Source organism: Alteromonas australica (assembly GCF_000730385.1).
In the GTDB taxonomy this organism is placed as follows: domain Bacteria; phylum Pseudomonadota; class Gammaproteobacteria; order Enterobacterales; family Alteromonadaceae; genus Alteromonas; species Alteromonas australica.
In genome coordinates this window covers 3,171,963-3,194,934 of record NZ_CP008849.1, presented here as the reverse complement: position 1 = coordinate 3,194,934, position 22,972 = coordinate 3,171,963, and the positions used below count along the sequence as shown (strand labels likewise).

Genomic DNA, 22,972 nt, shown 5'->3' with positions numbered 1-22,972 from the left:
ATGAATCGTATAAGCAAATTTTTAACTAGTAGTCTTGTGGCTCTGTCGGTTGCTTCCTGCGGTGGCAGTGGAGAGTTGGATAGTGAACCTCAAGCTGTTTTGACAGAAGATCAAGTGGCAACCACTGAAAATATTGACGCTTTGGTCATCGCTACCTATTCATACCTTGGAAACGACCACTACACCGCGCCTAATTATCTTTGGCCCACGGGGAACCTGCGTGCAGGAGATGCGCATAAAGGCGGTAACGGTCCGTCAGACATTTTTGCCTATCATGCATTATCCATGTATGAGCCACTCGTGCCTGACATGGAGTCTTTCCCACCGGATTTGATTGACCTGAATAACAAAAAGTGGACACGAAACTACACGGGTATTTCACGGGCTAATTCGGCACTTAACGTTATTCAAGATACGCCCGCTGACGAGCTTGCCACTGCTGACGAAAAGTCTGCAGAGTTACGCTTTCTCAGAGCTGTTTTTTATTTCGACCTGAAAATTCATCATAAGCATATTCCGTGGATTGATGAGACGATGACACAGGAAGAGATATTAGCTACCACCAACCGTGACCTTACTGATCAGCAGTTATGGGATAAGATAGCGGCGGATTTTCGCTTCGCTTCTAATAACCTTCCCGCTGTTCAACAAGACGTTGGGCGTGCCTCGTCGCTCTCTGCAAAAGCCTATTTAGCGAAGACTTTGCTATATCAAGCGTACGAGCAAGATGAGTTACATAATGTCGTTAATATCAATCAACAAAAACTGGAAGAAGTAGTGAGTTTGGTTGATGAAATTGAGGCTAGCGGAGAGTATGGGCTGTATGATGATTATGCTGAAAATTTTCTCGCTGAATTTGAGAATGGTCGCGAGTCTGTTTTTGCAATCCAACGTTCATTAAATGATGGCAGTCCAGATGGGCGAGGAGCCTGGTCTAGTGCGTTGAATGCTCCAATGTCAGGAGGATTTGGTTGCTGCGGTTTTCATGTTCCCACTGAAAATTTTGTGAATGCATTTAAGACAGACAACTCGGGACTGCCCCGCTTCTCTAACTTTAACGAGAGTGTGTATAACGTAGCAAATGACTATGTTGACCCTCGCCTTGATCATACAGTCGCCATGGAAGGAAAGCCGTTTAAGTATGACCCTGATCTTATTCACGGTGGCGATAGCTGGGCGCGAGCACCAGGAATATACGGTAACTACACTGGCATGAAAGACTTAGAACACCCTGACTGTGATTGTCGAGGAGAAAATGGGCCCTTCCCTATTTTTTCATTAAACACCGTGCTTGTTCGCTATGCCGATGTATTACTGTGGAAAGCTGAAGCGCTTATAGAACTTGATCGCTGGGAAGAAGCTACCCCTATCATTAATCGTCTAAGAGCACGTGCCGCGGCAAGTACTGGCAGACTTAATGAGGCGAGTATGTACCGTATTGGTACCTACGACACTTTCGCTAATAAAACTGAAGCTCGCCAAGCATTGCGCTGGGAACGACGGGTTGAATTAGGTTTAGAGGGGCATCGCTTCTTCGACTTAGTTCGATGGGGCGTGGCAAAAGAAACCATTGATGAGTACCTCACAACCGAGCGCGGCAGAAAGCCTTATCTAGAAGATGCTGCATTTACCAAAAATAAACACGAATACCTGCCTATTCCTAATCAACAGATTAATTTGAGCGGCGGTATCTATGTACAGAACCCGGGCTACTAAGCCCGGCGTTTCGAGAGTGTCCAATAGGTAACTTACACATCATGAATAAAATAGTTTATTGGTCTTTCACTGTTGCTATCGCCGGGTTCCTGTTCGGTTTTGATACAGCGGTGATTTCTGGGGCCGACCAGTCCATTCAGGCATTGTGGGAGACGCCACCGCTCTTTCACGGTCTCTTTGTTATGTCTTCAGCGCTGTGGGGAACAGTATTAGGCGCGTTAATGGGGAATTGGCCTTGTGACCGCTTGGGCCGCAAAAAAACGCTAGTGCTTATTGGCGTGCTTTATTTACTCTCTGCGCTAGGCTCAGCGTTGGCTCAAGACCCTTATACGTTTGCCATTTTAAGGTTTATTGGAGGTGTGGGAGTAGGGGTGTCCTCCATCGCTGTACCTGCTTATATTTCAGAGATTGCGCCGGCGAAAATAAGAGGTCGTTTGGTAGCAACTTACCAATTTCAAATTGTATTTGGCATATTGGTCGCGTTCCTTTCCAATTATCTACTATCTGGCGTCATAGTTGAAGACTGGCGCATGATGCTAGGCGTAGAAGCGTTACCTGCTCTGGTTTACTTTTTGATGGTGCTTAAGGCACCGGAAAGCCCGCGTTGGTTGCTTTTACACCGCAACGATGAAACAGAAGCAAGGCGGGTGTTTCTCGAGTTGCAAAGTGAAGATATTGAGCAAACGATTAATGCTGTTAAGCGTGATAGCAGCAGCCAAAGTAAAGAGTCATTATTTAAACCAGAATACCGTTTTCCAGTGGTATTGGCATTTTTACTTGCGGCCTTTAATCAACTCTCAGGTATTAATTTTATTATCTACTATGCACCGCGTGTGTTCGACATGGCTGGGCTGGACGGCAGTGCAGCGCTACTTTCTACGGCAGGGGTTGGGCTAGTTAATCTAATCTTTACTATGCTTGGTGTCAGCTTGATTGACCGTATAGGCCGTAAATCACTGATGTATATAGGCTCATTCGGTTATTTGCTCTCACTCGCCACAGTGACTTGGGCCTTTAGTAGCCAAATGGGAGGTACAGTGGTGGTGGGTGCCGTGTTTGTCTTCATCGCGGCACATGCCATTGGTCAAGGGGCTGTTATTTGGGTTTTCATCGCAGAAATTTTCCCTAATTCAGTGCGCTCCAAAGGCCAATCTTTAGGAAGCGGCACCCATTGGGTTTTTGCTGCATTAATTACCTTAATAATGCCACAAGTCTTGGCCAGTTTCTCCGCTCCCCAGGTCTTCGGATTCTTCACCTTTGCTATGTTCTTACAACTACTTTTCGTTCGCTTTTTGATGCCGGAGACGAAAGGGAGAACCCTCGAAGATGTTTCCGCAGCGTTATCAAAATAGAGGCACTTTTTTATGAAGTCAGTGTTAAGTCTTATTATTTCTACAGCTCTTGTTGGATGTTCCATGAATCAAACTAGTCCACTCCCCGTTAGTCCGACCTCTGCTATCGAGGCAGATCGTAACGAAGATTATCGCCCGCAAATTCATTTTTCCCCTAATGAAAAATGGATGAATGATCCCAACGGCATGTTCTACTTGGACGGTGAGTATCATTTATTTTTTCAACATAACCCAGACGCGTCAGTGTGGGGGCCTATGCACTGGGGGCATGCCGTCAGCAAGGACCTAGTGCATTGGGAAGAGCGCCCAATCGCACTTTATCCAGATGAGCAGGGTACAATATTCTCAGGAAGTGCCGTGGTAGATTGGAATAATTCTAGTGGGCTGGGAAGTGATAACAACCCTCCCATAGTCGCGCTGTATACCTATCACAATGCAGAAATGGAAAAGCAGGGCCGCATCGACTATCAGACCCAAGCATTGGCGTATAGTTTGGACAAAGGTCAAACCTGGCAAAAATACACAGGTAACCCGGTGATTGAAAATCCTGGTATTAAAGACTTTCGCGACCCTAAAGTCATGTGGCACGAACCCACACAAAAGTGGGTGATGGCGCTAGCACAAAAAGACCATATTGGTTTTTATAGTTCCGATAACCTTATTGATTGGTCTTTAGAGAGTACATTTGGCGAAGAGATAGGCAGTCATGGCGGCGTGTGGGAGTGCCCAGAATTATTACTTATGCCAGTTGAAGGGACCAATGAGTCTCGTTATGTACTGCTGGTGAGTATCTCGCCTGGCGGCCCGAATGGTGGCTCGGCAACACAATATTTTGTTGGAGATTTTGACGGTAAAACCTTTGTATTGGACGCCGACTGGGAAACGGAACTTGCGCCTACGGTAGCAAAATTTCCTACCGGTAAGGTATTTGATGATTTTGAAAATGGTGTGAATCAGTGGCGTGCCGAAGGCAGCGCTTTTTCTTCTGCGCCAACCAATGGCGGTCATACCAACCAGCCTCCACCTACAGGGTATACAGGTGTCAGTTTAATCAATAGCTTTGCTGATGAAGACCGTGCCACCGGTTCACTGACTTCTCAGTTATTTACGATTACAGAGAAGTTTATAAACTTCAGAATTGGCGGCGGCCATCACCCCGACAAAGTGGGTATTCAACTTGTTGTCGATGGCGAAGTAGTAAAGTCGGAAACTGGGCTTAATCGTGAAACACTTCATCATGCAAGTTGGGATGTCAGTGAATGGATGGGTGAACCTGCATTGTTGAGAATTATCGATAAAGAGGCAGGAAGCTGGGGGCATACCTATATTGATGATATTGTGTTTGCTAACGAGCCTGCCGAAAATCGATTAGAGCCCGCCATTTGGCTAGATCACGGCACCGATAATTATGCGGGCGTGACGTTCTTCAATACACCTAACAGTAATGAAAGACGGCATGTTTTCATGGGGTGGATGAGTAATTGGTTATACGCCAACGAGGTACCGACAAATAAATGGCGTAGTGCCATGACGTTACCGAGAGCGTTAAAGTTATTAAACACCCCGAAAGGACTGCGAGTTCAAAGCCAATTAGTCGAAGAACTTGATTCACTTGTTGAAGCCACTGAGCAAGCCACGTCACTGGCGCCAGGTGAAACTATAAACTTATCCTCGCTGGATAGCTCAGGAAGAATGTCAGCTTTACGTTATTCTTTTAAGGTTGACGCTGAACTGGCATCACCTGTGTTAGTGGGTTTTGAAAATGATCAAGGAGAGTTCGTAGATATTGAAATTGATCACAAAAGGTCGGTGGTTTCCTTAGATCGCAGCCAGTCAGGAAAGGTTGGGTTTAATGAGCAGTTTAGCAGCGTACAAGAGGGCACTTTAACGACGATTAATACGCAATACTCGGTTTCGATTGTGATTGACAGGTCTTCACTCGAGTTATTTATCGATGATGGTACCACCGTTATGACATCGTTAATATTTCCGGCATCAGTGTACGATACGATGAGCGTCAAGACCGATAGCCAACCTCTTAAGCAGGTTTCTGTAGAGCGATTAGGATCTATATGGTCGGCTAAATAGCGTCATTTAGGCTTAGGGTATTATTATGAAGTGTCAGCTAAATTCGGCGTATTGGTCATCAGCGATAACATTTTTTTCGTTCTTTCTGACCTGGTCGTTTTGTTACTCGTTGTTTCCTCTATGGTTAAACCAAACACTGGCGTTAACCGGAAAAGAAACAGGTGTAGTATTCGCCACCAATGCGTTAGCGGCTCTTATAATAATGCCCGTTTACGGTATTTTGCAGGACCGGTTGGGAACGGGCAAACAGCTATTATTTATGCTGGGACTATTAATGGCTGGCGTTGGCCCTTTCTTTATTCTGATTTACCAACCCCTGTTAACGTCTTTCTTCATAGTGGGCGCTATCGTCGGCGCACTATATAATGCGCTCACCTTTGGTGCTGCAGTAGGCACACTTGAGGCTTATATAGAGCGTCTGGGTCGTCAACATGATGTCGAATTTGGCAAGGCGAGGCTATGGGGCTCGCTGGGCTGGGCATGTGCTACTTTTGTGGCTGGTGTAACATTTAACATTAATCCTAAGCTTAACTTTGTTTTAGCGAGTGCCACGGGAGTCGGCTTCATTCTCTGCCTATTCTGGCTGCCAGCGTCTACGAAAACGCCACGCACAAAAAAGAAAAAAGTGGGAGTGAGCGATGTGCTTTCGCTCTTTAGTCAGAGCCGATTTTGGCGTTTAAGCCTCTACGTGATGGGGGTTTCTTGTCTCTATCAAATATATGATCAGCAGTTTCCTATTTATTTTTCTTCGCTTTTTCCAACCCCTGAAGAAGGCAATAGATTTTATGGATACTTAAATTCACTGCAGGTGTTTATCGAAGCTGGAATGATGTTTATCGCTCCGTTTATCGTTAACAAAATAGGGCCAAAGAATGGACTATTGCTAAGCGGCGCAATCATGGCCCTTCGTATGCTGGCTTCGGGCGTTGTTGCAGACCCTGTTTCTATTTCGTTGGTCAAATTACTTCATGCCCTAGAATTGCCTATTTTGCTAGTGGCGATTTTTAAATACATTGCGGTTAACTTTGATACTCGGCTCTCTGCAACGATTTACCTGATTGGGTTTCATGTATTCACCCAAGTTGTTACCACACTGTTATCGTCAGTAATTGGTGAACTTTACGATGATCTTGGATTTGCCGACACTTATTTACTGCTTGGTACAGTAGTGACGGCTAATCTTATCTTTTCGTTTTGGATATTAGAAAACAACAAACCGAAAAATGATGTAGCAGCTAGAACGACTGGCGGCTATTAAGGGTAAACCGTGCAGTTTCTTTCACCGGCTCGGTGCGCTCCTCAAGTAGGCAGTTGAATGCCCATTGGCCCATTTCGTAGTGGGGGAGTGCCATGGTTGTTAACTCTGGTTGCAATAGGGTAGGAATGATATCCCAGTCATCGAAACTGCCGACGCCGATATCTTTACCTACTTTTAATCCTAACGCCTGAACGACAAAATAAACCTCAACAGCCATAGGATCTTGCCCACAGAGTATTGCATCGGGCTTAAAGTTCTTAATAATATTTTCTACCCTACTGCGGGTGACAGAACGTTCATTATTCTCTTCTCCGAAAATAACGGATTCTACTAGGAGGTTATCAAGGTTTATATTGGCGTTGCTAAAGGCTTGTTCTACGCCTTCTTTGCGCAGTTTTGCAGCAATGATATTCTCATTCAGGTTTAAGAATGCAATACGCTTATAGCCTTTACCTATAAGACTTGCCGTGATTTCTCTGGCCGCCTCTTTTTCGTCGGGAACAATAGAAGGATACCTTCCATAGCTGTCATAACAGTTTGCTAACACTGTCGGTACTTCTTTAAATTGCAAGGGAAGAGAAACTTCACGATGATACATAGCCGCATAAATTATGCCTTCAACGCGATGCTCAAAAAGATGATTGACTGCGCCTTCTACACTGTATTTATTGACGTTTACGTTCAGCACCATCAATTCTTTATTGTGTTTCCAAGCGAGATCCTGCGCGCCTCGAATAAGATCAAAAGTATAAGGTACACGCAATAGTTCGTCGGCGATAAATCCAATTACGCCAGACTTTTTGCGACGTGTCATTTGGGCGGCTCGGTTTGGGCGGTAGCCAAGCTCCTCAATGGCTTTAAGTACCTTTTCTCTGTTTTTAGGCTTGACGGTAGGGTCATTGTTCACAACCCTTGATACAGTTTTAAACGCCACACCCGCGTGCGCAGCCACGTCCTTTATTGTAACCATTCCATATGATTCCTAATTTACGTACTTCATTTAATTGCCTAAAGCTACACACTTTTACCAAATTTTGCCATAAGCCCGCCCGAGTACGCGATAATTACTTTCATATCAAAAATGTAAAATAAATGTTGTATTTGTGTTTGTATAACTCTAATCTTATTAAAAGACAACGTTGTTTAATTTGGGTTTCCCAGTAAAGCGTGTCGAAAACTGGTCGTGTTTTTTCGGCATACTCAATTAAAAAATTACAACATAGCGCATTTAGATGCTATGGAGGATAACTATGAACACTTCACATCCATCTCCTCTACGGGGACGGCTTTCGGTCATCTTTTTATTGGTGAGCGCCTCCCTTATGGCGTGCTCAGACGATGATACACACAAAAATAAAATCGAAGCAGAATTGATTGTTTTGCAAGAGGGGCAAAGTCCTTCTGATGTTATTGGAGAGGGCAGCGAGCCCGTCGATGAAGAGCAAGAAGAAGATATTACTCTGACCGAAAATCCTGAAAGTGCAGGCTTTCCTCTGTTTAATAACCCTGAAAATAGTGATCAAACTTTATCTGGGTTCGAGTTTTGTTGTGGCCAATACAACACCTACGCAGAGCACGGTTTTGAAGACGTCACAGGAGATTTTGCCAAGCTTGATGGTGGATGGTGGGGCGCAGATGTGGCGGGCGTAGTAGGAGAGCGCGTGTTTTCTAGCTTCGGGGATGGCTTTGACAATGAAGACGAAAGCTTAGGTTGGGTAGGGTTTAGCGCTGTTGGTATGATGGACAGCCCTGCTTTTGAAATAACAGAACGTTATATCAACTTTCTCATTGGTGGGGGAAGCAACGGCTTTACAGAGCCAAATACGACAGCATTGGTATTGGTTGTTGATGATGAAGTCGTATTGCAGGCCAGCGGAGATGACACGGCGATGAGTATGCGGTGGGTAACGTGGGACGTCACTAATTATGCTGGAATGACAGCAAAAATTCGCTTCATAGACAACCATCCGGAAGATAACTCAGATACTGCTCTGCCTTACTTACTTGTCGACGAGATACGGCATGCAGGCGAAGCTGCTGCAATGCCTGACGAAACTAGTCACTTGCAGATAACAGCAAGTGCGTCAATTGAACCAGAATCGGATGGCATACCTGCTTTTACTCGTGTTTCTGACCAGGGACAACATATTGCTGGGTTTGAGTTTTGTTGCGGACAATTTAATACCTATGCCAACCACGACTTTAGAGCTACAGGTGATTTAGATAAGCTCGACGGCGGCTGGTGGGCTGCAGATATAAGCAATCACCAAGGTGAGCGAATTTTCACAAGTCGTGGCGACGGTTTTAGTGCAGATGGCACGTCGCTGGGTTGGATTGGCGACGAGGCGACAGGAACGCTAAGTTCTCCCCCTTTTACCCTTAGCCACAACTTTTTAAACTTTTTGGTGGGCGGTGGTACTCAAGATTTTGCGTCAGATAATGCTACGGCGGTGGTATTGCGCGTAAATGGCAAAGTTGTTCGTCATGCCGTGGGAAATGGAGAAGAGTCACAGCTAGATTGGCACACATGGGATGTAAGTGCATTAAAGGGAAAAACCGCAGTGTTGGAAGTTATCGACTATCACGAGGGGGGACAAGAGAATGGACTTGGCTTTATTATGCTTGATGAAATTCGCTTAGCAGAGCATCCGGCTGCGACGCCCAATAACGCTGAAGTGGTGAGTGTGCCTGATGGCCATGATATTCCTTTGCCTTTAGTCATGGCAGATCCGAACCCCTATTATCATGATGGCGAGTTTTATCTTTATTACTTAATTGATACGGCGTTCCACGACTGGTATCTCACCAAAACCAGTGACCTGCAAAGGGGGAGCTTCCCACAAAGAGTTCTTGAAGCCACCGGTGATACGAATACACAAGACCAATGGACCGGCTCCGGAAGCGTCATAGAAGATGCAGAAGGTCAGACACATATCTTCTTTACCGGTCATAATGCAGACTTTAACCCTGTTGAAGCGGTAATGCATGCGACCGCCACAGACGGCACGCTAACTGAATTTACCAAAATACCTGAAGATACGTTTACTGGAAGCAACGGCTATAGCGACTTTGATTTTCGAGATCCTAAAGTATTTTGGAATAAAGAAACCAATAATTATTGGATGTTGATTACTACCCGTTATAACGGTCAAGCGGCTATAGGGCTTTATGTTTCGGAAAATCTTACCACCTGGTTACCTCAGGAACCCCTCTTTGTTATGGATGCTCCTCTTAATTTAGAAGTGCCGGATTGGGTAGATTTTGGTGACGCGCAATACATGCTATTTTCCGATCAGAATGACGGAGAACGGGATATTAAGTATCTTCGACAAAACGGCGAGGGTTGGCAACTGGCAAACTTCACTTCCCTTGATGGCAAATTTTATTATGCTGGACGCACAGCCGCTTCAGAAGAGTCAACGTTATTGTTTGGATGGGTGCCACATAAGATAGGCAGAACTAATGCTGGTGTAGGGACCTTTGGTGGCGATCTGGCCATTCACCAACTCGATACCACAACATCGGGAGAGTTGGCTGTGCACATTCCGCAGAAGTATAAAACCGAATTCGCTAGCGCTATTGATACTACCTTTCAAAGCCAACAGGGTTCAGTTTCTGGCGAGTCGCCTATTACTATGATGGCATCATCTGCTATTACACTGGAAAAGCGCGGCGACAAAAATCGCCTATCGCTGTCGGTTACCAGTGAAAACGCGACTGGCAGATTTGGTATCTACTTTCCTACCGAGGTTGAAGGAGAACAGGTTGCGAGGCTTGAACTGGATACCAATAGCAATCAAGCCTCTTTTTACTTCGGTGATACCCCACCTACCGGCGGCGCAAGCGTCACGCCCACACCTGCGCTAGCGGGCGAGCCGCTTTTCTCTCGCGAGAATGAACCTGAACAGAATGTATCGGGTTTCGAATTTTGTTGTGCGCAATACAACACCCTTACTGCACATGAGTTCACGAACGTAAGCGGCGATTTTTTGAAGCTAGATGGAGGCTGGTGGGGCGGCGATATTGCGAACAATGTTGGCGAACGCGTGTTCTCCAGTTTTGGAGATGGATTTGATGAAGACGGCACTTCCCTTGGCTGGATTGGTTATAACGCCACGGGATCCGCTGAAAGCCCTTCATTTGAAATTAGCAAACCCTATATTAATTTTCTCATTGGCGGTGGGTCGAATCCTTTCGACAGTGCTAATGCGACAGCAGTCGTGTTGGTGGTAAATGGTGAAGTTGTGAGAAGCCAATCTGGTAGAGATGCTGAAAAATCCGCTGACGATAAGTTTGTCATGGATTGGGTTACATGGGATGTCAGTGAGCTTATAGGACAAACTGCGGTGATAAGGTTTATTGATCAGCACCCTGATGACGGTTCGGATTCCGCATTGCCTTACTTGCTTGCTGATCAATTTAGAGCAGCTGACTTACCCGCTGTTAGTGAGGGAGAAGACGTGGACGCGGGTAATTTAGATGCACAAGTGGCGGTACCTATGAATCTAACTGAGGGGGTAAATCTAGATGTTTGGTTAGATCCTGAGGCAGGTATAGGGACTTTGTATATAAACGAATTTAGAGCACTCAGTTTCAGGCTCTATGACCTCAATCAGCGCCCGGTGGGTATTTACGCACGAGACGTGCCACTATCAGTGAGTGATCTTCAGAGGTTTATTCGACAGTAGAACGGGTAATGAAACAGCAGGCCACTTCTATGTGGTCTGCTATTTTTATTTAGAACGCGTTAAGCAATCTTGAAAGAGTGATACATGTACACGTGAATCTTTCCATTAGCCATAGCTCTAATTAATGCTTAAAAAAATCTTCTGACTGCTCAGCAAGCATGGCTTCAATATCTTCCACATCGATATCTTGAGGCGTTTCATTTTCTGCAGGTTTTGCGGGAATAGTACGTTCTTCCGAGGCCCATTCGCCAAGGTCGATAAGCTGGCACTTTTTACTGCAAAAAGGACGATACTCACTTTGTGGGCCCCATGGCACCGATTTAGAACATATTGGACAAGTGACTTCCATCATGGTCTCCAGTTAACGCTAAATAATGGGGGAAGTTTAACAGGCAGCGAGTCTAAACGATATGTCTGTTTCTACTGAAGCGGTTTGCCCTTCATTAGGAGAAAACAGTAAGAAGCGTAAGGCATAGCGGTATTTATTTCCGCTTAAGGTGGGGTAATAGCCTTCGTCTACTTTACAACGAATCCGAATTAACTCGTTTTTGTCTTCTGCTACGCCTTGATAAAAGCCGCCTTGCGCCACCACCGTTTGAAACTGCCCCCGCTCGCGAATAAATGACAAACTGACGGCTAAGGTATCGTCTAACAAGCTTAAGGTTTGCAACCAGCCATTAATTTCTGCTTGGCGTTCAGCAAGCGGTTGCTGCAGCCAAAAATACAAATTGGGTAAATCGAAGCTACAGGCGCCGCCAGGAATAGCAAACCGTTGTCGAATAGCATTGAGAAACTTATCTTCTTTAAGCGCACTACCAAAGCGGCGTTCGGTTTTCAGTTTTTGCTTTAAGGTGACAATGGTTTTTAGAGCCTGCTCTAACGCAGCACTGTCAATTTTAGGATGTTGCGACCAGTAAACCAGGTTTTTTTCATGGGCATCTAAGTCTTTGCTCATGTCCGACCGCAAATCAAGCCGCTCAATCAAATCGAGTAGTTCAAACAGCTGTTCAAAAAACACCGTTTGAAGTTGGGGGCTTTCGGAGGAAGCGCTACTTTTTAGTTGGCCAAGAAGCTGCTCTACCCGTAGGTAGTTTCGCACTTTCTCCTTTAATGGAAATTCGAATACAGCTTCGCTCATGGATATCCTTGGAACACAATTACTTAGCATTAAAGCCTAATGCATGAATAGCGCTAAGCCAAGTACAGTGAGGCATACAATTGAGGATTTTGACACTTTTTGAGCAAAAAAGTTGCCGGTGATGCTTTATTAAGCACTTAAGTTAAAATGTTTAACATACTGCTGATGCAATAAGGCGACTTGTTTGTGCAACTCATCCAATGAGCCGGTGTTATTAATTACATCATCCGCCTTTTCAAGACGCTCACTGCGACTGGCCTGAGACGCCATAATACTTTCAATGGTTTCCCGTGAACTGCCATCACGCTGTAAAGCTCTGCTAAGTTGTAGCGATTCAGGGCAATCAACCACAATCACTCTATCACACAGGTTTTCCATGTTGTTTTCTATCAACAAGGGCACAGACAAAATACAATAAGCGCTGGGAGCGGCACCGATATCAGCCAGCATTTTTGCGCGAATTAGCGGATGTAAGAGTTGGTTTAGCCAGTGTTTGTCACCTTCATGACTAAACACTCTTTCTCTTAACGCTGGACGGTTTAATTGACCATCTTCAAGCAATATACCTCTGCCGAAGCGGGCAACAATATGCCGTAAGCCTTCGCTACCCACCGCGACGACATCGCGGGCTACTTCATCAGCATCAACGATACTAATGCCCAATGATTTAAAGGCCTCTGTAGCCGCTGATTTTCCGCTGCCAATACCGCCAGTTAACCCGATTACATGCTTTGTCATCAACCTAATATCCAATCTAAGTAGGCTTGAGTAATGTGTGATTTAAACAGCAAAGTTATCCACCCTGCAACGGCTAAGTAAGGGCCAAATGGAATCGCCACCGACTTACCTTTGTTTTGGAACATCATAATTGCCACACCGGCAATGGCGCCCACTAAAGAAGAAAGTAAAATAATGATAGGTAAGCCTTGCCAGCCTACAAAGGCGCCCAGCGCTGCCAGTAGCTTAAAATCGCCATAGCCCATACCTTCTTTTCCAGTGGCAATTTTAAACATCCAATACACTAACCACAAACTCACGTAGCCAATGGCTGCGCCCCAAATGGCTGATTGCATATCAACAAAGACAGAGTGTGTACTCAAGAGTAACCCTAACCATAGCAAGGGCAGTGTGAGCTGATCCGGTAGCAGCATTTTATCTAGGTCAATAAATAGCATGGCCACCAAAAAGTAAGTCAATACCATTGCCCAAAGCGCTTGAGGAGAAGGGCCGAAATAAAAAGCCGCGAATGTACAGGTGAGGGCAGTGAATAACTCAACAAAGGGATAGCGCAACGAAATAGGGGTTTTGCACGATGCACATTTTCCTTTCAAGCATAAATAACTGATAACGGGAATGTTCTCCCAAGGGCGAATTTTATGTCCGCAGGCAGGGCAGGTGCTATCAGGCTTAACTAAATTGAAGGGGCCAGAAGCGTCGTTTTGGGGGATGTTTTCATTCGTAAAATAAGCGCTATATTCGTGCTTCCAGCTATTTTCCATCATGATAGGCAGGCGATGAATCACCACATTCAAAAAGCTTCCCACCATCAAACTGACGAGAAAAACAAGGCCATAAAAGAAAGGGGGATAAAGCTGGCTTAGTGAAATAAGCGCTTCCATAGAATACAAATCTCTTTATTTTTAATTATGATGGCAAAGAAAGCTAATGCAGCGCAACCGAATTTTCAATTCATCTGACCGGGGTAACAGCCTAATGGTTCACACTACATTACCCATTTCAAATATAGGCAGGTACATGGCCACAATTAAGCCCCCAATAACGACACCCAGCACCGCCATAATAATAGGCTCAAGTAAACTTGTTAGTCCATCAACCATATCGTCGACTTCAGCCTCATAAATAGTGGCTATTTTGCTAAGCATGCTATCTACCGCGCCAGACTCCTCGCCAATCGCCACCATTTGCGTCACCATATCGGGGAATACATTGGTGGCGCGCATGGCAGTATGCATCTGCATGCCGCCCGCTACCTCTTTGCGCATAAATAAAATGGCATCGCGAAATACCGCATTACCTGAAGCGCCTGCGGCAGACTCTAATGCGCCAATCAGTGGAACACCAGCAGAAAAGGTGGTGGCCAAGGTTCGGGTAAAACGCGCAATGCTGGCCTTTTTCAGTATTTCGCCCACTACGGGGGCTTTGAGAATGGCCTTATCTACATTGTCTCTTAGGGATTGGCTTTTTTTATGGGCACGCACAAATAGCATGCCTGCGCCTACCGCAGCAATGGCCATCACGAATCCATAATCTTGCACAAAACGGGAAATGGCTAATACGAATTGGGTAAAGGCAGGCAACTCTGCACCAAAGCTACTGAAAATATCTTCAAATTGTGGCACCACAAATATTAAAAGAATGGTGGTTACCACAAATGCAACCACTACCACCGCGATGGGGTAAAGCATGGCTTTTTTTATTTTTGATTTAAGGGCTTCGGCCTTTTCTTTATAAGTGGCTATACGGTCGTAAATGGTTTCAAGGGCACCCGATTGCTCCCCTGTGTAAACCAAATCACAGTATAGATCATCGAAATAATCAGGGTGTTTACGTAACGCGCCAGACAAAGGGTTTCCCGATTTAACTTCGTTAGATATTTCGTGAAGCAGCTTACGCATAGACGCTTTAGCATGGCCTTGCGCTATCATGTCTAATGATTGAATTAGGGTAACACCGGCCCCTAACATGGTGGCAATTTGCCGCGACATCACAGAAATATCGGCAGCTACTATCTTTTGTGCGCCTCTGCCAAATAGCGGTGTAGCCAGCTTTTTCACTTTATTGGCAGAAATGCCCTGGCGTCGCAAAAGGTTTTTAGCTTCGGCAAGGCTAATAGCAGAAATTTCGCCTTTTCTGCTGTTACCTCGGCGATCTTTGCCTTGCCAAGTATAGGTGGTTGCTGCCTTCGCCATTAAATACCTACTCCGCCAAAAAGAAAATCAATATTGCGCTGTGTGAAAATGCAATGTGGAAAGACAAAAAAGCCCAGACATTGCTGGGCCTTTCTACACACTAAGCGCGACAACTTAACATAGTGTGGCTGGGGTACATGCTGCAGCCCAAGTTACACGGCCATTTGCCAAAGTCGGCGTTAGCACGTAAGTTGCTGCGTTACCTGAATCATCTTCGATACCTGAATCACCAGAAGCGGTCGCTGTGATAACGCCGTTAGCGGTAGTTAGGCCAACAAGGCTAGTATCAGACGAGTTATCAATATCAGATGGAACACCGTTTGAGCCGCCGTCACAGTTGGCCAAGGCACCGGTGGTTTGTGCGCAAATCTCTACCGCTGTTTTCGCTGCTGCGGTTGAGTTAGTCACTTCAGTGAAGCTGGCTTTCTCTGTGTAGTTTAAATATGAAGGCAGAGCAATAGCGGCAAGAATACCGATAATAGCAACCACAATCATAAGTTCGATTAGAGTGAAACCTTTTTGATTTGACGCATTCATGTTTTTCATATTTGTTCTCCGGGAGCTGTGTGTCACGCAATAGTAAAGTCGTGTTCAAATTAACATTTATACCCGAGACGTGAATGACGACCCCGGTACTTGATACTCAGTATAGATTTCAATTTCTAACTGACAAGTATCGGAAATTATACCGGTGTGTTGCTTTCGCAGGTTATCGCACAGCTAGCGCCCAGCACCTATGATGCATTTAATCTTTTGTATAATAATCTTGTAGTTACAAAAGTTATGGCGAACAATACGTGTGTGTTAACTGGCGCTGATAAGTAAAGAGCGAGGGAGAGAACTCCCTCAATTAGGATGGAATTATTTATCGCTATCTATATTAATTCGAAGCGAAAGATCTATGGCTTGAACATGTTTGGTTAATGCGCCAGAAGAAATGTAATCCACACCCAATTTACTTAACGAAGCAAGTCGTTCATCGGTAATGTTTCCAGACACTTCCAGTTTACTGCGCTTATTCGTGAGCGCTACTGACTCTTGGATCTGTTCGTTAGTGAAATTATCTAACATAATAATGTCAGCGCCAGCCTCTAAGGCCAGTTTTAGTTCGTCTATTGACTCCACTTCAACTTCAACTGGCGCGCCTGGCATCATCGCCTTAGCACGTTGAATGGCAGGGCGAATACCTCCGCAAGAAAAAATGTGATTTTCTTTTATCAAAAATGCGTCAAAAAGCCCTATTCGGTGATTTTGTCCGCCGCCGCAGCGCACAGCGTATTTTTGCGCCATACGTAGTCCAGGCAGGGTTTTTCGCGTGTCGAGGATCTTCGTTTCGCTATCACTGAGTATGTGTGCATAAAACGCGGTGGTGGTCGCAGTGCCTGACAAGGTTTGGAGAAAATTGAGCGCCGTACGCTCTGCCGTTAAAATGGCGCGCGCCGACCCAGATAAGCTAACAAGTACTGTATCGCCATCCACCTTGTCGCCGTCATTCACATGCCAAGTGACAGACACATTAGGGTCGACAAGGGCAAAAGCTTGGTTTACCCACGCGACGCCACACACCACACAGGGTTCTCTGGTAATAATTGTTGCGGTGGCTTGAGTGTCAGCATCAATAAGGTTAGCGGTAATATCATTCGCGGCGTTTAACTCGCCGCCTAAATCTTCAATAAGCGCTTGCGAAACCTGTTCGCGAATTGCCTGTATATCGGGTGATGTCATCTTCATCGCAGTCATTTTTCAAAGGGTACGCAATATTAACCATTCTCCGCGCTGAGTAAACTCTAATTGCTTTAAAACACTCATGCCTAAAAGAATATGGTCGTCTTGCATACCTGGGTTTAAATTGGCCTTAACGTTATGCACAACAATGTCGCCAATACGCAAGGTGTTAATTCGAGATTCGGCCACCCGTACCACGCCATTGGCCGTGCTTGCCAGTCCTTCTCGGCCCGCCTGCAATTGTAATTTCGACGCAAGGTGCGCAGGCACGGCGACGTCCGTAGCCCCAGTATCTACTAAAAATACAACTTCTTCGCCATTGATGTAGCCGCTAGTAACATAGTGTCCTTGCCTATTTTGCTTTAAGCGAACTTCTGTCTGAGTGCCAATCCGTTGAGAGGCTGGTTCGGTATTTGGGTTAACTTGTTTTTCCAGTAAATCCGAAAAAACAAAGACCAGAAGGCCAAGGCCGCAAATCCATGCAAGGGCTACCATCCACTTACCCGCTGAACGGGTATCCTGGTGTTCGTTGTTCATGTTATTAACTACTCTGTTATTTTGGTTTTGTTCTTGGCTTTCCTTGATTTCGCAAGCAAGGCAATGTCACACTTTAGAGAATGTAGACGATTGCACGAAAAATCAAACATAATGGTGCTATACGACAACGCCACGCAAATTAAAAGCACACACTACGATGCGCGACCCAACGCCGATGATGTGAGCTTATTGGTCATTCATAATATTTCTCTTCCTCCTGGCGAGTTCGCCACTTCTGGTATTCGAGATTTATTCACCGGTCAGTTAAACCCCCATGCTCACCCCTTTTTTAAAGAGATTGCTCACATCCGTGTGTCGGCGCACTGCGTTATCTACCGAACAGGCGTGATTGAGCAATTCGTGCCTTTTGATGCGCGGGCTTGGCATGCGGGCATTTCATCATTTCAGGGGCGACAGCGCTGTAACGATTATTCTATTGGTATCGAACTTGAGGGAACTGATACCTTGCCTTACACAGACGCTCAGTACTTAGCGCTAGAGAACCTCTCTAAATTTATCATTCTGCGCTATCCTCGGATCACTATCGGGCGTATTGTGGGTCATAATGATATTGCACCAGGGCGAAAAACCGACCCAGGATACGAATTCGATTGGCCAAGGTTTCGACAAAGCCTTTTTACTGTTGAGCCCTAACACTTTCATTTATTTAAAAAGGAAGCGCGTAATCTCATGATTTTAATGACTTTGCTATTAGTATTGAGCCTAGAGCGTGTGGTGAGTAAAGACGCGAATTGGCATATCGAAAGGTATGCTGCTCAGTATCGAGCTTGGCTAGAGAAAACCCAGTGGCTGTCTGACAATACCGCGCCTATTTCTTTGTATGCCGCTTTGCTTCTACCGCCAGTGGTATTGGGGTTAATTGAATATTGGGTATTAGGAGCCTTCTTTACCTTTATAGAACAAAGTATCGTGCTTTTTGTTTGTATTGGCTGCCCTACGTTACGCGCTATTTATAAGCGCTTTTTAAATGCCGCAGAGCGCAACGACTTGCAAGCCTGTAGCATGTATACCGATCAGCTTGGTCACTGCGCTAGCACAGCGCAGAGCGATGGCACAGCAAAAGGTGAGGGGAAAAGTTTTGGCCAACATCTTACATGGTTGAATTATCAGCACTATGCGGCGGTTATGCTGTGGTTCATTGGTTTCGGCGCACCTGGCGCGTTATTTTACTGTTTAAGCCGAAGTGCTACCGAAGCCTTGTGTAACGCTGATCATCCATTAAAAGATGGCGCTGGACGGCTTATGTTTGCGTTAGATTTTATCCCAGTAAGAATTACCGCTTTTGGTATGTTAATGATGGGGCACTTTTCGCGAGCACTACCCGAGTGGATTAAGTTCGCCATTAAATTCGACGTACCCGCTTACGATGTTTTAACTCAGATTTCCGCAAAAGCAGAAACACTTTCGCCGGAAGAATATGCACAGCAGAGCGAAAATGCAGCAATTGAACCCAAGGTGTTAGTAAAATTAGCAAAACGTAATGTTGTTTTCTTGCTGGTGGTGACCGCTTCTTTGACACTCGTGGGTAGCCTCGCATAACCACTATTTTTTACATTTACTGAAAACGTCAGCACTGGTCTGCAAAGAAACCATTTGTAGATCAGTTGCTTTAGCACACTTTCCGCAGTTGCTAACCTCATCAGACCAGTTGTAGTTCGATAACTTTTCTTAACAAATTCAACAATAAAGCTTAACACCAAGCAAACTGCATTAGGTTTGCTATGCTTGAGAGTATTTACCTCGAAATCGATCTGCCTTAAACTGTATAGGTAAAATGGTATTACCAATTTGATGAATGTTTAAATTAACCCCGATTATTTTTTACATTCATCAGAGTAATATTCAGCGCGTACAATAAGAAGGATAGATACAACGCATGCGTCAGCAGCGAAAAAAACTCTCTGATGTGATTACCGAGCAACTCGAGTCTATGATACTTGACGGTACATTATTGGCAGGGCAAAAGTTGCCACCAGAAAGAGAGTTAGCGCTAGAATTTGACGTGTCTCGTCCTTCATTAAGAGAAGCCATTGGCAATTTACAGGCCCGTGGGCTTGTCGAGCGTAAACAAGGTGGCGGTACCTTCGTAAACCGCAACCTGAACGCGGCGATGAAAGACCCATTGATGGACCTTGTGAGCCAACGCCCTGAAACCCAATTCGATTTACTTGAGTTTCGTCATGCCCTTGAAGGTATGGCGGCATACTACGCGGCGCTACGTGGCCAGCCAGAAGATTACGAAGCGCTAAAGCAAGCGCTTAATGAACTGCCAACGCCTAAAGCCAGTGAAAGTAAGCGGGCTCAGGCTGAAGCCTTAGGGCAGTTTTATATCATTATGGCACGAGCATCACACAATATGGTGCTATTACACGTAATGAGTACCATGCAAAGTATGCTGGTAGACAACATTGAACGAAATTTTGACATGCTGGCAGCGCACCCTGAAGCGGTGGAAGACATTGCTAAGCAGCGTCGCGAAATTGTAGAAGCAATTGCAGCACGTGACCCTGAATCTGCGCGTCAGGCATGTAATACGCATTTGGCGTTTATTGAAAAAACGCTATTAACCATTAATCAGCGTGATACTCGCGTACAGCGTGCGTTACGTCGATTAGAAATTTAGTTATTCAGCCACCGTTAAATGATAAAGGTTTGGATAGCTATTCATTCGCAGCGGCCGGTCAGGTGAAAACCTGTGCCAATGCAAAAGCAGGTGAGCCAGATTGGGTCACTGTGAGTACAACGTAATTTAGTTTTCCTTCTTTTAGCGCTTTTAAGTTTAGGGGCAATGCTAAGGGAGGATTTTCTATATAAGCAAAAAATAGGATGGCACCATGTCTGATATGATGCACCAAGATGTAGATCCTCAAGAAACTAAAGAGTGGATTGATGCGCTTGAGTCGGTTTTAGAAGAGGAAGGCGTAGAACGCGCCCATTATTTACTCGAAAAACTTATTGATAAAGCACGTCGCAGCGGAGCGCATCTACCGTATGACGCAACCACTGCCTACATCAATACTATCCCTGCAGCGCAAGAGCCAAACATGCCTGGCGACTTGACCATCGAAGCGCGCATCCGTGCGGCAATTCGTTGGAACGCATTAATGATTGTATTGCGTGCATCGAAAAAAGACCTAGAGCTTGGTGGCCACATTGGTAGCTTCGCATCATCGGCTATGCTTTACGATGTAGGTTTCAACCATTTCTTCAAAGCGCCTAATGAAAACCAAGGCGGCGACTTTATTTTCGCTCAAGGCCATATTTCTCCAGGTATTTACGCCCGTTCATACATGGAAGGCAACTTAACTGAAGAGCAGTTAAATAACTTCCGTCAAGAGTGCGCAGGGGAAGGTTTATCTTCATACCCACACCCTCACTTGATGAAAGATTACTGGCAGTTCCCAACAGTATCTATGGGCTTAGGGCCACTTCAAGCTATCTACACAGCCCGCTTCCTTAAGTACCTAACCAACCGTGGCATTAAAGACTGTTCAGGTCAGCGCGTATACTGCTACATGGGCGACGGTGAGTGTGATGAGCCAGAAAGCTTGGGTGCAATTGGTCTTGCGTCTCGCGAAGGCCTAGACAACCTAACGTTTGTTATCAACTGTAACTTACAGCGCCTTGACGGCCCGGTACGTGGTAACGGCAAAATTATCCAAGAACTTGAAGGCACGTTCCGCGGCGCAGGCTGGGAAGTCGTGAAAGTCATTTGGGGGAGTTACTGGGATGAACTGCTTGCCCGCGATAAATCTGGCAAGCTAATCCAGCTTATGGGTGAAACCGTAGACGGTGAATACCAAAACTGTAAAGCCAAAGGCGGCAAGTACACCCGTGAAAACTTCTTCAACAAGTACCCTGAAACCGCGGCACTTGTAGCCAACATGTCTGACGATGACATCTGGCGCCTAAACCGTGGTGGTCACGACCCAGTTAAAGTATTTGCGGCATACCAAAAAGCCATTGATACGAAAGGTCGCCCAACGGTAATTCTTGCTAAAACCGTTAAAGGTTTTGGCCTTGGTGCATCGGGTGAAGCGCAAAACGTGGCGCACAACGTGAAGAAAATGGACGTTGACTCTATCAAGCAGTTCCGCGACCGTTTCAACATTCCAATCGCCGATGAGAAGATTGAAGAACTACCTTACTTCAAATTTGACGAAGACAGCGAAGAAATGAAATATCTTCGTGCACGTCGTGAAGCACTCGGTGGTTACCTGCCTTCTCGCCGCGAGCAGGCTGAAGAACAGCTTGAAATTCCAGAGCTAAGCGCCTTCGATGCTATCTTGAAAGGTTCAGGCGACCGTCAAGTATCGTCAACCATGACCTTCGTACGTGTACTTAACGCGCTATTGAAAGACAAGAAAATTGGTAAGCGCATTGTGCCAATTATTCCTGATGAAGCCCGTACCTTCGGTATGGAAGGCTTGTTCCGTCAGGTAGGTATTTATGCTAACGAAGGCCAAAAATACGTGCCTCAAGATGCAGACCAAGTGGCTTACTACCGTGAAGACAAGAAAGGTCAGGTACTGCAAGAAGGTATTAACGAATTAGGTGCAATGGCATCATGGGTGGCGTCGGGTACGTCTTACTCAACCTGTAACGCCACCACTATTCCGTTCTATATTTACTACTCAATGTTTGGTTTCCAACGTGTTGGTGACCTTGCATGGGCAGCAGGCGATAGCCAAGCACGCGGTTTCCTACTAGGTGCAACTGCAGGTAGAACCACACTTAACGGTGAAGGTCTACAGCACCAAGACGGCCACTCACATGTTCAGGCGAACCTTATTCCTAACTGTATTACTTACGATCCAACGTACGGTTACGAAGTCGCGGTTATCGTTCAAGACGGTCTGCGTCGTATGTACGGTAACAACGAGAACGTGTTCTACTACCTAACGCTGATGAACGAGAACTATCAGCACCCGGCAATGCCAGAAGGTGACGATATTGCTGAGCAAATCATTAAAGGTATCTATAAGCTAGAGCGTGTTGAAAACGACAAGTCTACGCTTAACGTTCAGCTAATGGGTTCAGGTACTATCTTGAACGAAGTGCGTAAAGCGGCACAAATTCTGTGTGAAGACTACAACGTATCGTCTGACGTGTACTCGGTAACCTCGTTCAACGAGCTAGCCCGTGAAGGTCAAGACGTAGCACGTTACAACATGCTTAACCCAGAAGCTGAGCAAAAAGTCCCTTACATTGGTCAGGTTATTACGAAAGATGCAGGCCCTGCAATTTCTGCCACTGACTATGTGAAGAACTACTCAGATCAAGTACGTGCGTTTATCGATACTGAATACCGCTGCCTAGGTACAGATGGTTTCGGTCGAAGCGATAGCCGCGAAAACTTGCGTACGCACTTTGAAGTTAATGCGTCATACATTGTGGTTGCATCACTTTACGAATTGGCTCAACGTGGTGACGTTGAGAAGAAAGTGGTAGCAGAAGCGATTAAGCGTTTTGATATTAACGCTGAAAAACTTAACCCACTTTACGCGTAGCCAAAGAAG

General features: G+C 45.5%; 18 protein-coding genes. 9 read left to right on the top strand and 9 right to left on the bottom strand.

From position 1 onward, the window contains the following. The 4 genes from EP13_RS14070 to EP13_RS14055 all read left to right on the top strand — a co-directional run bounded on the left by EP13_RS14070 (position 1) and on the right by EP13_RS14055 (position 6,414). On the top strand, positions 1-1,716 hold the full coding sequence (locus EP13_RS14070; RefSeq protein WP_044057834.1) for a RagB/SusD family nutrient uptake outer membrane protein: 1,716 nt from the start codon (positions 1-3) through the stop codon (positions 1,714-1,716). A 41-nt stretch (positions 1,717-1,757) separates the two neighbouring features. Next, positions 1,758-3,068, top strand: a complete 1,311-nt coding sequence (locus EP13_RS14065) for a sugar porter family MFS transporter (RefSeq protein WP_044057833.1) — start codon at positions 1,758-1,760, stop codon at positions 3,066-3,068. A gap of 63 nt (positions 3,069-3,131) precedes the next feature. Next, complete coding sequence (locus EP13_RS14060) at positions 3,132-5,156, top strand: glycoside hydrolase family 32 protein (RefSeq protein WP_052364426.1); 2,025 nt, start codon at positions 3,132-3,134, stop codon at positions 5,154-5,156. 25 nt (positions 5,157-5,181) lie between these two features. Beyond that, positions 5,182-6,414 carry an oligosaccharide MFS transporter gene (locus tag EP13_RS14055; protein WP_044057831.1) on the top strand — a complete coding sequence of 411 codons (1,233 nt, stop codon included), beginning with the start codon at positions 5,182-5,184 and terminating at the stop codon, positions 6,412-6,414. Here the strand turns inward: EP13_RS14055 and EP13_RS14050 are convergent. Continuing rightward, on the bottom strand, positions 6,392-7,384 hold the full coding sequence (locus EP13_RS14050) for a LacI family DNA-binding transcriptional regulator (RefSeq protein WP_044057830.1): 993 nt from the start codon (positions 7,382-7,384) through the stop codon (positions 6,392-6,394). The genes EP13_RS14055 and EP13_RS14050 overlap by 23 nt on opposite strands. Positions 7,385-7,664: 280 nt before the next feature. Between EP13_RS14050 and EP13_RS14045 the strand changes: the two genes are divergently transcribed. Continuing rightward, a complete protein-coding gene (locus EP13_RS14045) occupies positions 7,665-11,102 on the top strand; it encodes a glycoside hydrolase family protein (protein ID WP_231497872.1) in 3,438 nt (1,145 codons plus the stop codon). 121 nt (positions 11,103-11,223) lie between these two features. On the opposite strand, the gene yacG is transcribed toward EP13_RS14045, so the two are convergent. The 8 genes from yacG to EP13_RS14005 form a co-directional block, all read right to left on the bottom strand. Continuing rightward, positions 11,224-11,451 carry a DNA gyrase inhibitor YacG gene (yacG, locus tag EP13_RS14040; RefSeq protein ID WP_044057828.1) on the bottom strand — a complete coding sequence of 76 codons (228 nt, stop codon included), beginning with the start codon at positions 11,449-11,451 and terminating at the stop codon, positions 11,224-11,226. A gap of 36 nt (positions 11,452-11,487) precedes the next feature. Continuing rightward, positions 11,488-12,240 (bottom strand): cell division protein ZapD, encoded by a 753-nt coding sequence (zapD, locus tag EP13_RS14035; protein ID WP_044057827.1) that lies wholly within the window; start codon positions 12,238-12,240, stop codon positions 11,488-11,490. 129 nt (positions 12,241-12,369) lie between these two features. Next, a complete protein-coding gene (gene coaE, locus EP13_RS14030) occupies positions 12,370-12,978 on the bottom strand; it encodes a dephospho-CoA kinase (protein ID WP_044057826.1) in 609 nt (202 codons plus the stop codon). Continuing rightward, positions 12,978-13,859: a prepilin peptidase gene (locus tag EP13_RS14025; RefSeq protein WP_044057825.1), complete on the bottom strand. Its 882-nt coding sequence runs from the start codon at positions 13,857-13,859 to the stop codon at positions 12,978-12,980. The genes coaE and EP13_RS14025 overlap by 1 nt, the downstream gene beginning before the upstream one ends. Before the next feature lie 99 nt (positions 13,860-13,958). Further along, on the bottom strand, positions 13,959-15,170 hold the full coding sequence (locus tag EP13_RS14020; protein ID WP_044057824.1) for a type II secretion system F family protein: 1,212 nt from the start codon (positions 15,168-15,170) through the stop codon (positions 13,959-13,961). 114 nt (positions 15,171-15,284) lie between these two features. Next, positions 15,285-15,716, bottom strand: a complete 432-nt coding sequence (locus tag EP13_RS14015; RefSeq protein WP_044057823.1) for a pilin — start codon at positions 15,714-15,716, stop codon at positions 15,285-15,287. Between the two features lie 315 nt (positions 15,717-16,031). Continuing rightward, a complete protein-coding gene (gene nadC, locus EP13_RS14010; RefSeq protein ID WP_044057822.1) occupies positions 16,032-16,895 on the bottom strand; it encodes a carboxylating nicotinate-nucleotide diphosphorylase in 864 nt (287 codons plus the stop codon). A gap of 18 nt (positions 16,896-16,913) precedes the next feature. Next, positions 16,914-17,432: a retropepsin-like aspartic protease family protein gene (locus tag EP13_RS14005; protein ID WP_044057821.1), complete on the bottom strand. Its 519-nt coding sequence runs from the start codon at positions 17,430-17,432 to the stop codon at positions 16,914-16,916. 111 nt (positions 17,433-17,543) lie between these two features. Here EP13_RS14005 and ampD point away from each other — a divergent pair, with 111 nt between their 5' ends. The 4 genes from ampD (at position 17,544) to aceE (ending at position 22,963) form a co-directional block, all read left to right on the top strand. Beyond that, entirely contained in the window at positions 17,544-18,086 is a 543-nt protein-coding gene (ampD, locus tag EP13_RS14000) for a 1,6-anhydro-N-acetylmuramyl-L-alanine amidase AmpD (protein ID WP_044057820.1), read from the top strand. A gap of 36 nt (positions 18,087-18,122) precedes the next feature. Further along, the gene (gene ampE, locus EP13_RS13995; RefSeq protein ID WP_044057819.1) at positions 18,123-18,992 is read left to right on the top strand and encodes a beta-lactamase regulator AmpE; all 870 of its coding nucleotides are present in this window, start codon (positions 18,123-18,125) and stop codon (positions 18,990-18,992) included. 337 nt (positions 18,993-19,329) lie between these two features. Then, the gene (pdhR, locus tag EP13_RS13990; protein WP_044057818.1) at positions 19,330-20,076 is read left to right on the top strand and encodes a pyruvate dehydrogenase complex transcriptional repressor PdhR; all 747 of its coding nucleotides are present in this window, start codon (positions 19,330-19,332) and stop codon (positions 20,074-20,076) included. Between the two features lie 211 nt (positions 20,077-20,287). Further along, positions 20,288-22,963: a pyruvate dehydrogenase (acetyl-transferring), homodimeric type gene (gene aceE / locus EP13_RS13985; protein WP_044057817.1), complete on the top strand. Its 2,676-nt coding sequence runs from the start codon at positions 20,288-20,290 to the stop codon at positions 22,961-22,963. The last annotated feature ends 9 nt before the right edge of the window (positions 22,964-22,972 follow it).

Coding starts and splice junctions, on each gene's coding strand:
- coaE (WP_044057826.1), bottom strand. CDS start 12,978: ATGACAAAGCATGTAATCGGGTTAACTGGCGGTATTGGCAGCGGAAAA.
- nadC (WP_044057822.1), bottom strand. CDS start 16,895: ATGACATCACCCGATATACAGGCAATTCGCGAACAGGTTTCGCAAGCG.
- EP13_RS14025 (WP_044057825.1), bottom strand. CDS start 13,859: ATGGAAGCGCTTATTTCACTAAGCCAGCTTTATCCCCCTTTCTTTTAT.
- EP13_RS14065 (WP_044057833.1), top strand. CDS start 1,758: ATGAATAAAATAGTTTATTGGTCTTTCACTGTTGCTATCGCCGGGTTC.
- EP13_RS14060 (WP_052364426.1), top strand. CDS start 3,132: ATGAATCAAACTAGTCCACTCCCCGTTAGTCCGACCTCTGCTATCGAG.
- ampE (WP_044057819.1), top strand. CDS start 18,123: ATGATTTTAATGACTTTGCTATTAGTATTGAGCCTAGAGCGTGTGGTG.
- EP13_RS14015 (WP_044057823.1), bottom strand. CDS start 15,716: ATGAAAAACATGAATGCGTCAAATCAAAAAGGTTTCACTCTAATCGAA.
- EP13_RS14055 (WP_044057831.1), top strand. CDS start 5,182: ATGAAGTGTCAGCTAAATTCGGCGTATTGGTCATCAGCGATAACATTT.
- EP13_RS14005 (WP_044057821.1), bottom strand. CDS start 17,432: ATGAACAACGAACACCAGGATACCCGTTCAGCGGGTAAGTGGATGGTA.
- yacG (WP_044057828.1), bottom strand. CDS start 11,451: ATGGAAGTCACTTGTCCAATATGTTCTAAATCGGTGCCATGGGGCCCA.
- aceE (WP_044057817.1), top strand. CDS start 20,288: ATGTCTGATATGATGCACCAAGATGTAGATCCTCAAGAAACTAAAGAG.
- pdhR (WP_044057818.1), top strand. CDS start 19,330: ATGCGTCAGCAGCGAAAAAAACTCTCTGATGTGATTACCGAGCAACTC.
- zapD (WP_044057827.1), bottom strand. CDS start 12,240: ATGAGCGAAGCTGTATTCGAATTTCCATTAAAGGAGAAAGTGCGAAAC.
- EP13_RS14050 (WP_044057830.1), bottom strand. CDS start 7,384: ATGGTTACAATAAAGGACGTGGCTGCGCACGCGGGTGTGGCGTTTAAA.
- EP13_RS14045 (WP_231497872.1), top strand. CDS start 7,665: ATGAACACTTCACATCCATCTCCTCTACGGGGACGGCTTTCGGTCATC.
- EP13_RS14070 (WP_044057834.1), top strand. CDS start 1: ATGAATCGTATAAGCAAATTTTTAACTAGTAGTCTTGTGGCTCTGTCG.
- EP13_RS14020 (WP_044057824.1), bottom strand. CDS start 15,170: ATGGCGAAGGCAGCAACCACCTATACTTGGCAAGGCAAAGATCGCCGA.
- ampD (WP_044057820.1), top strand. CDS start 17,544: ATGGTGCTATACGACAACGCCACGCAAATTAAAAGCACACACTACGAT.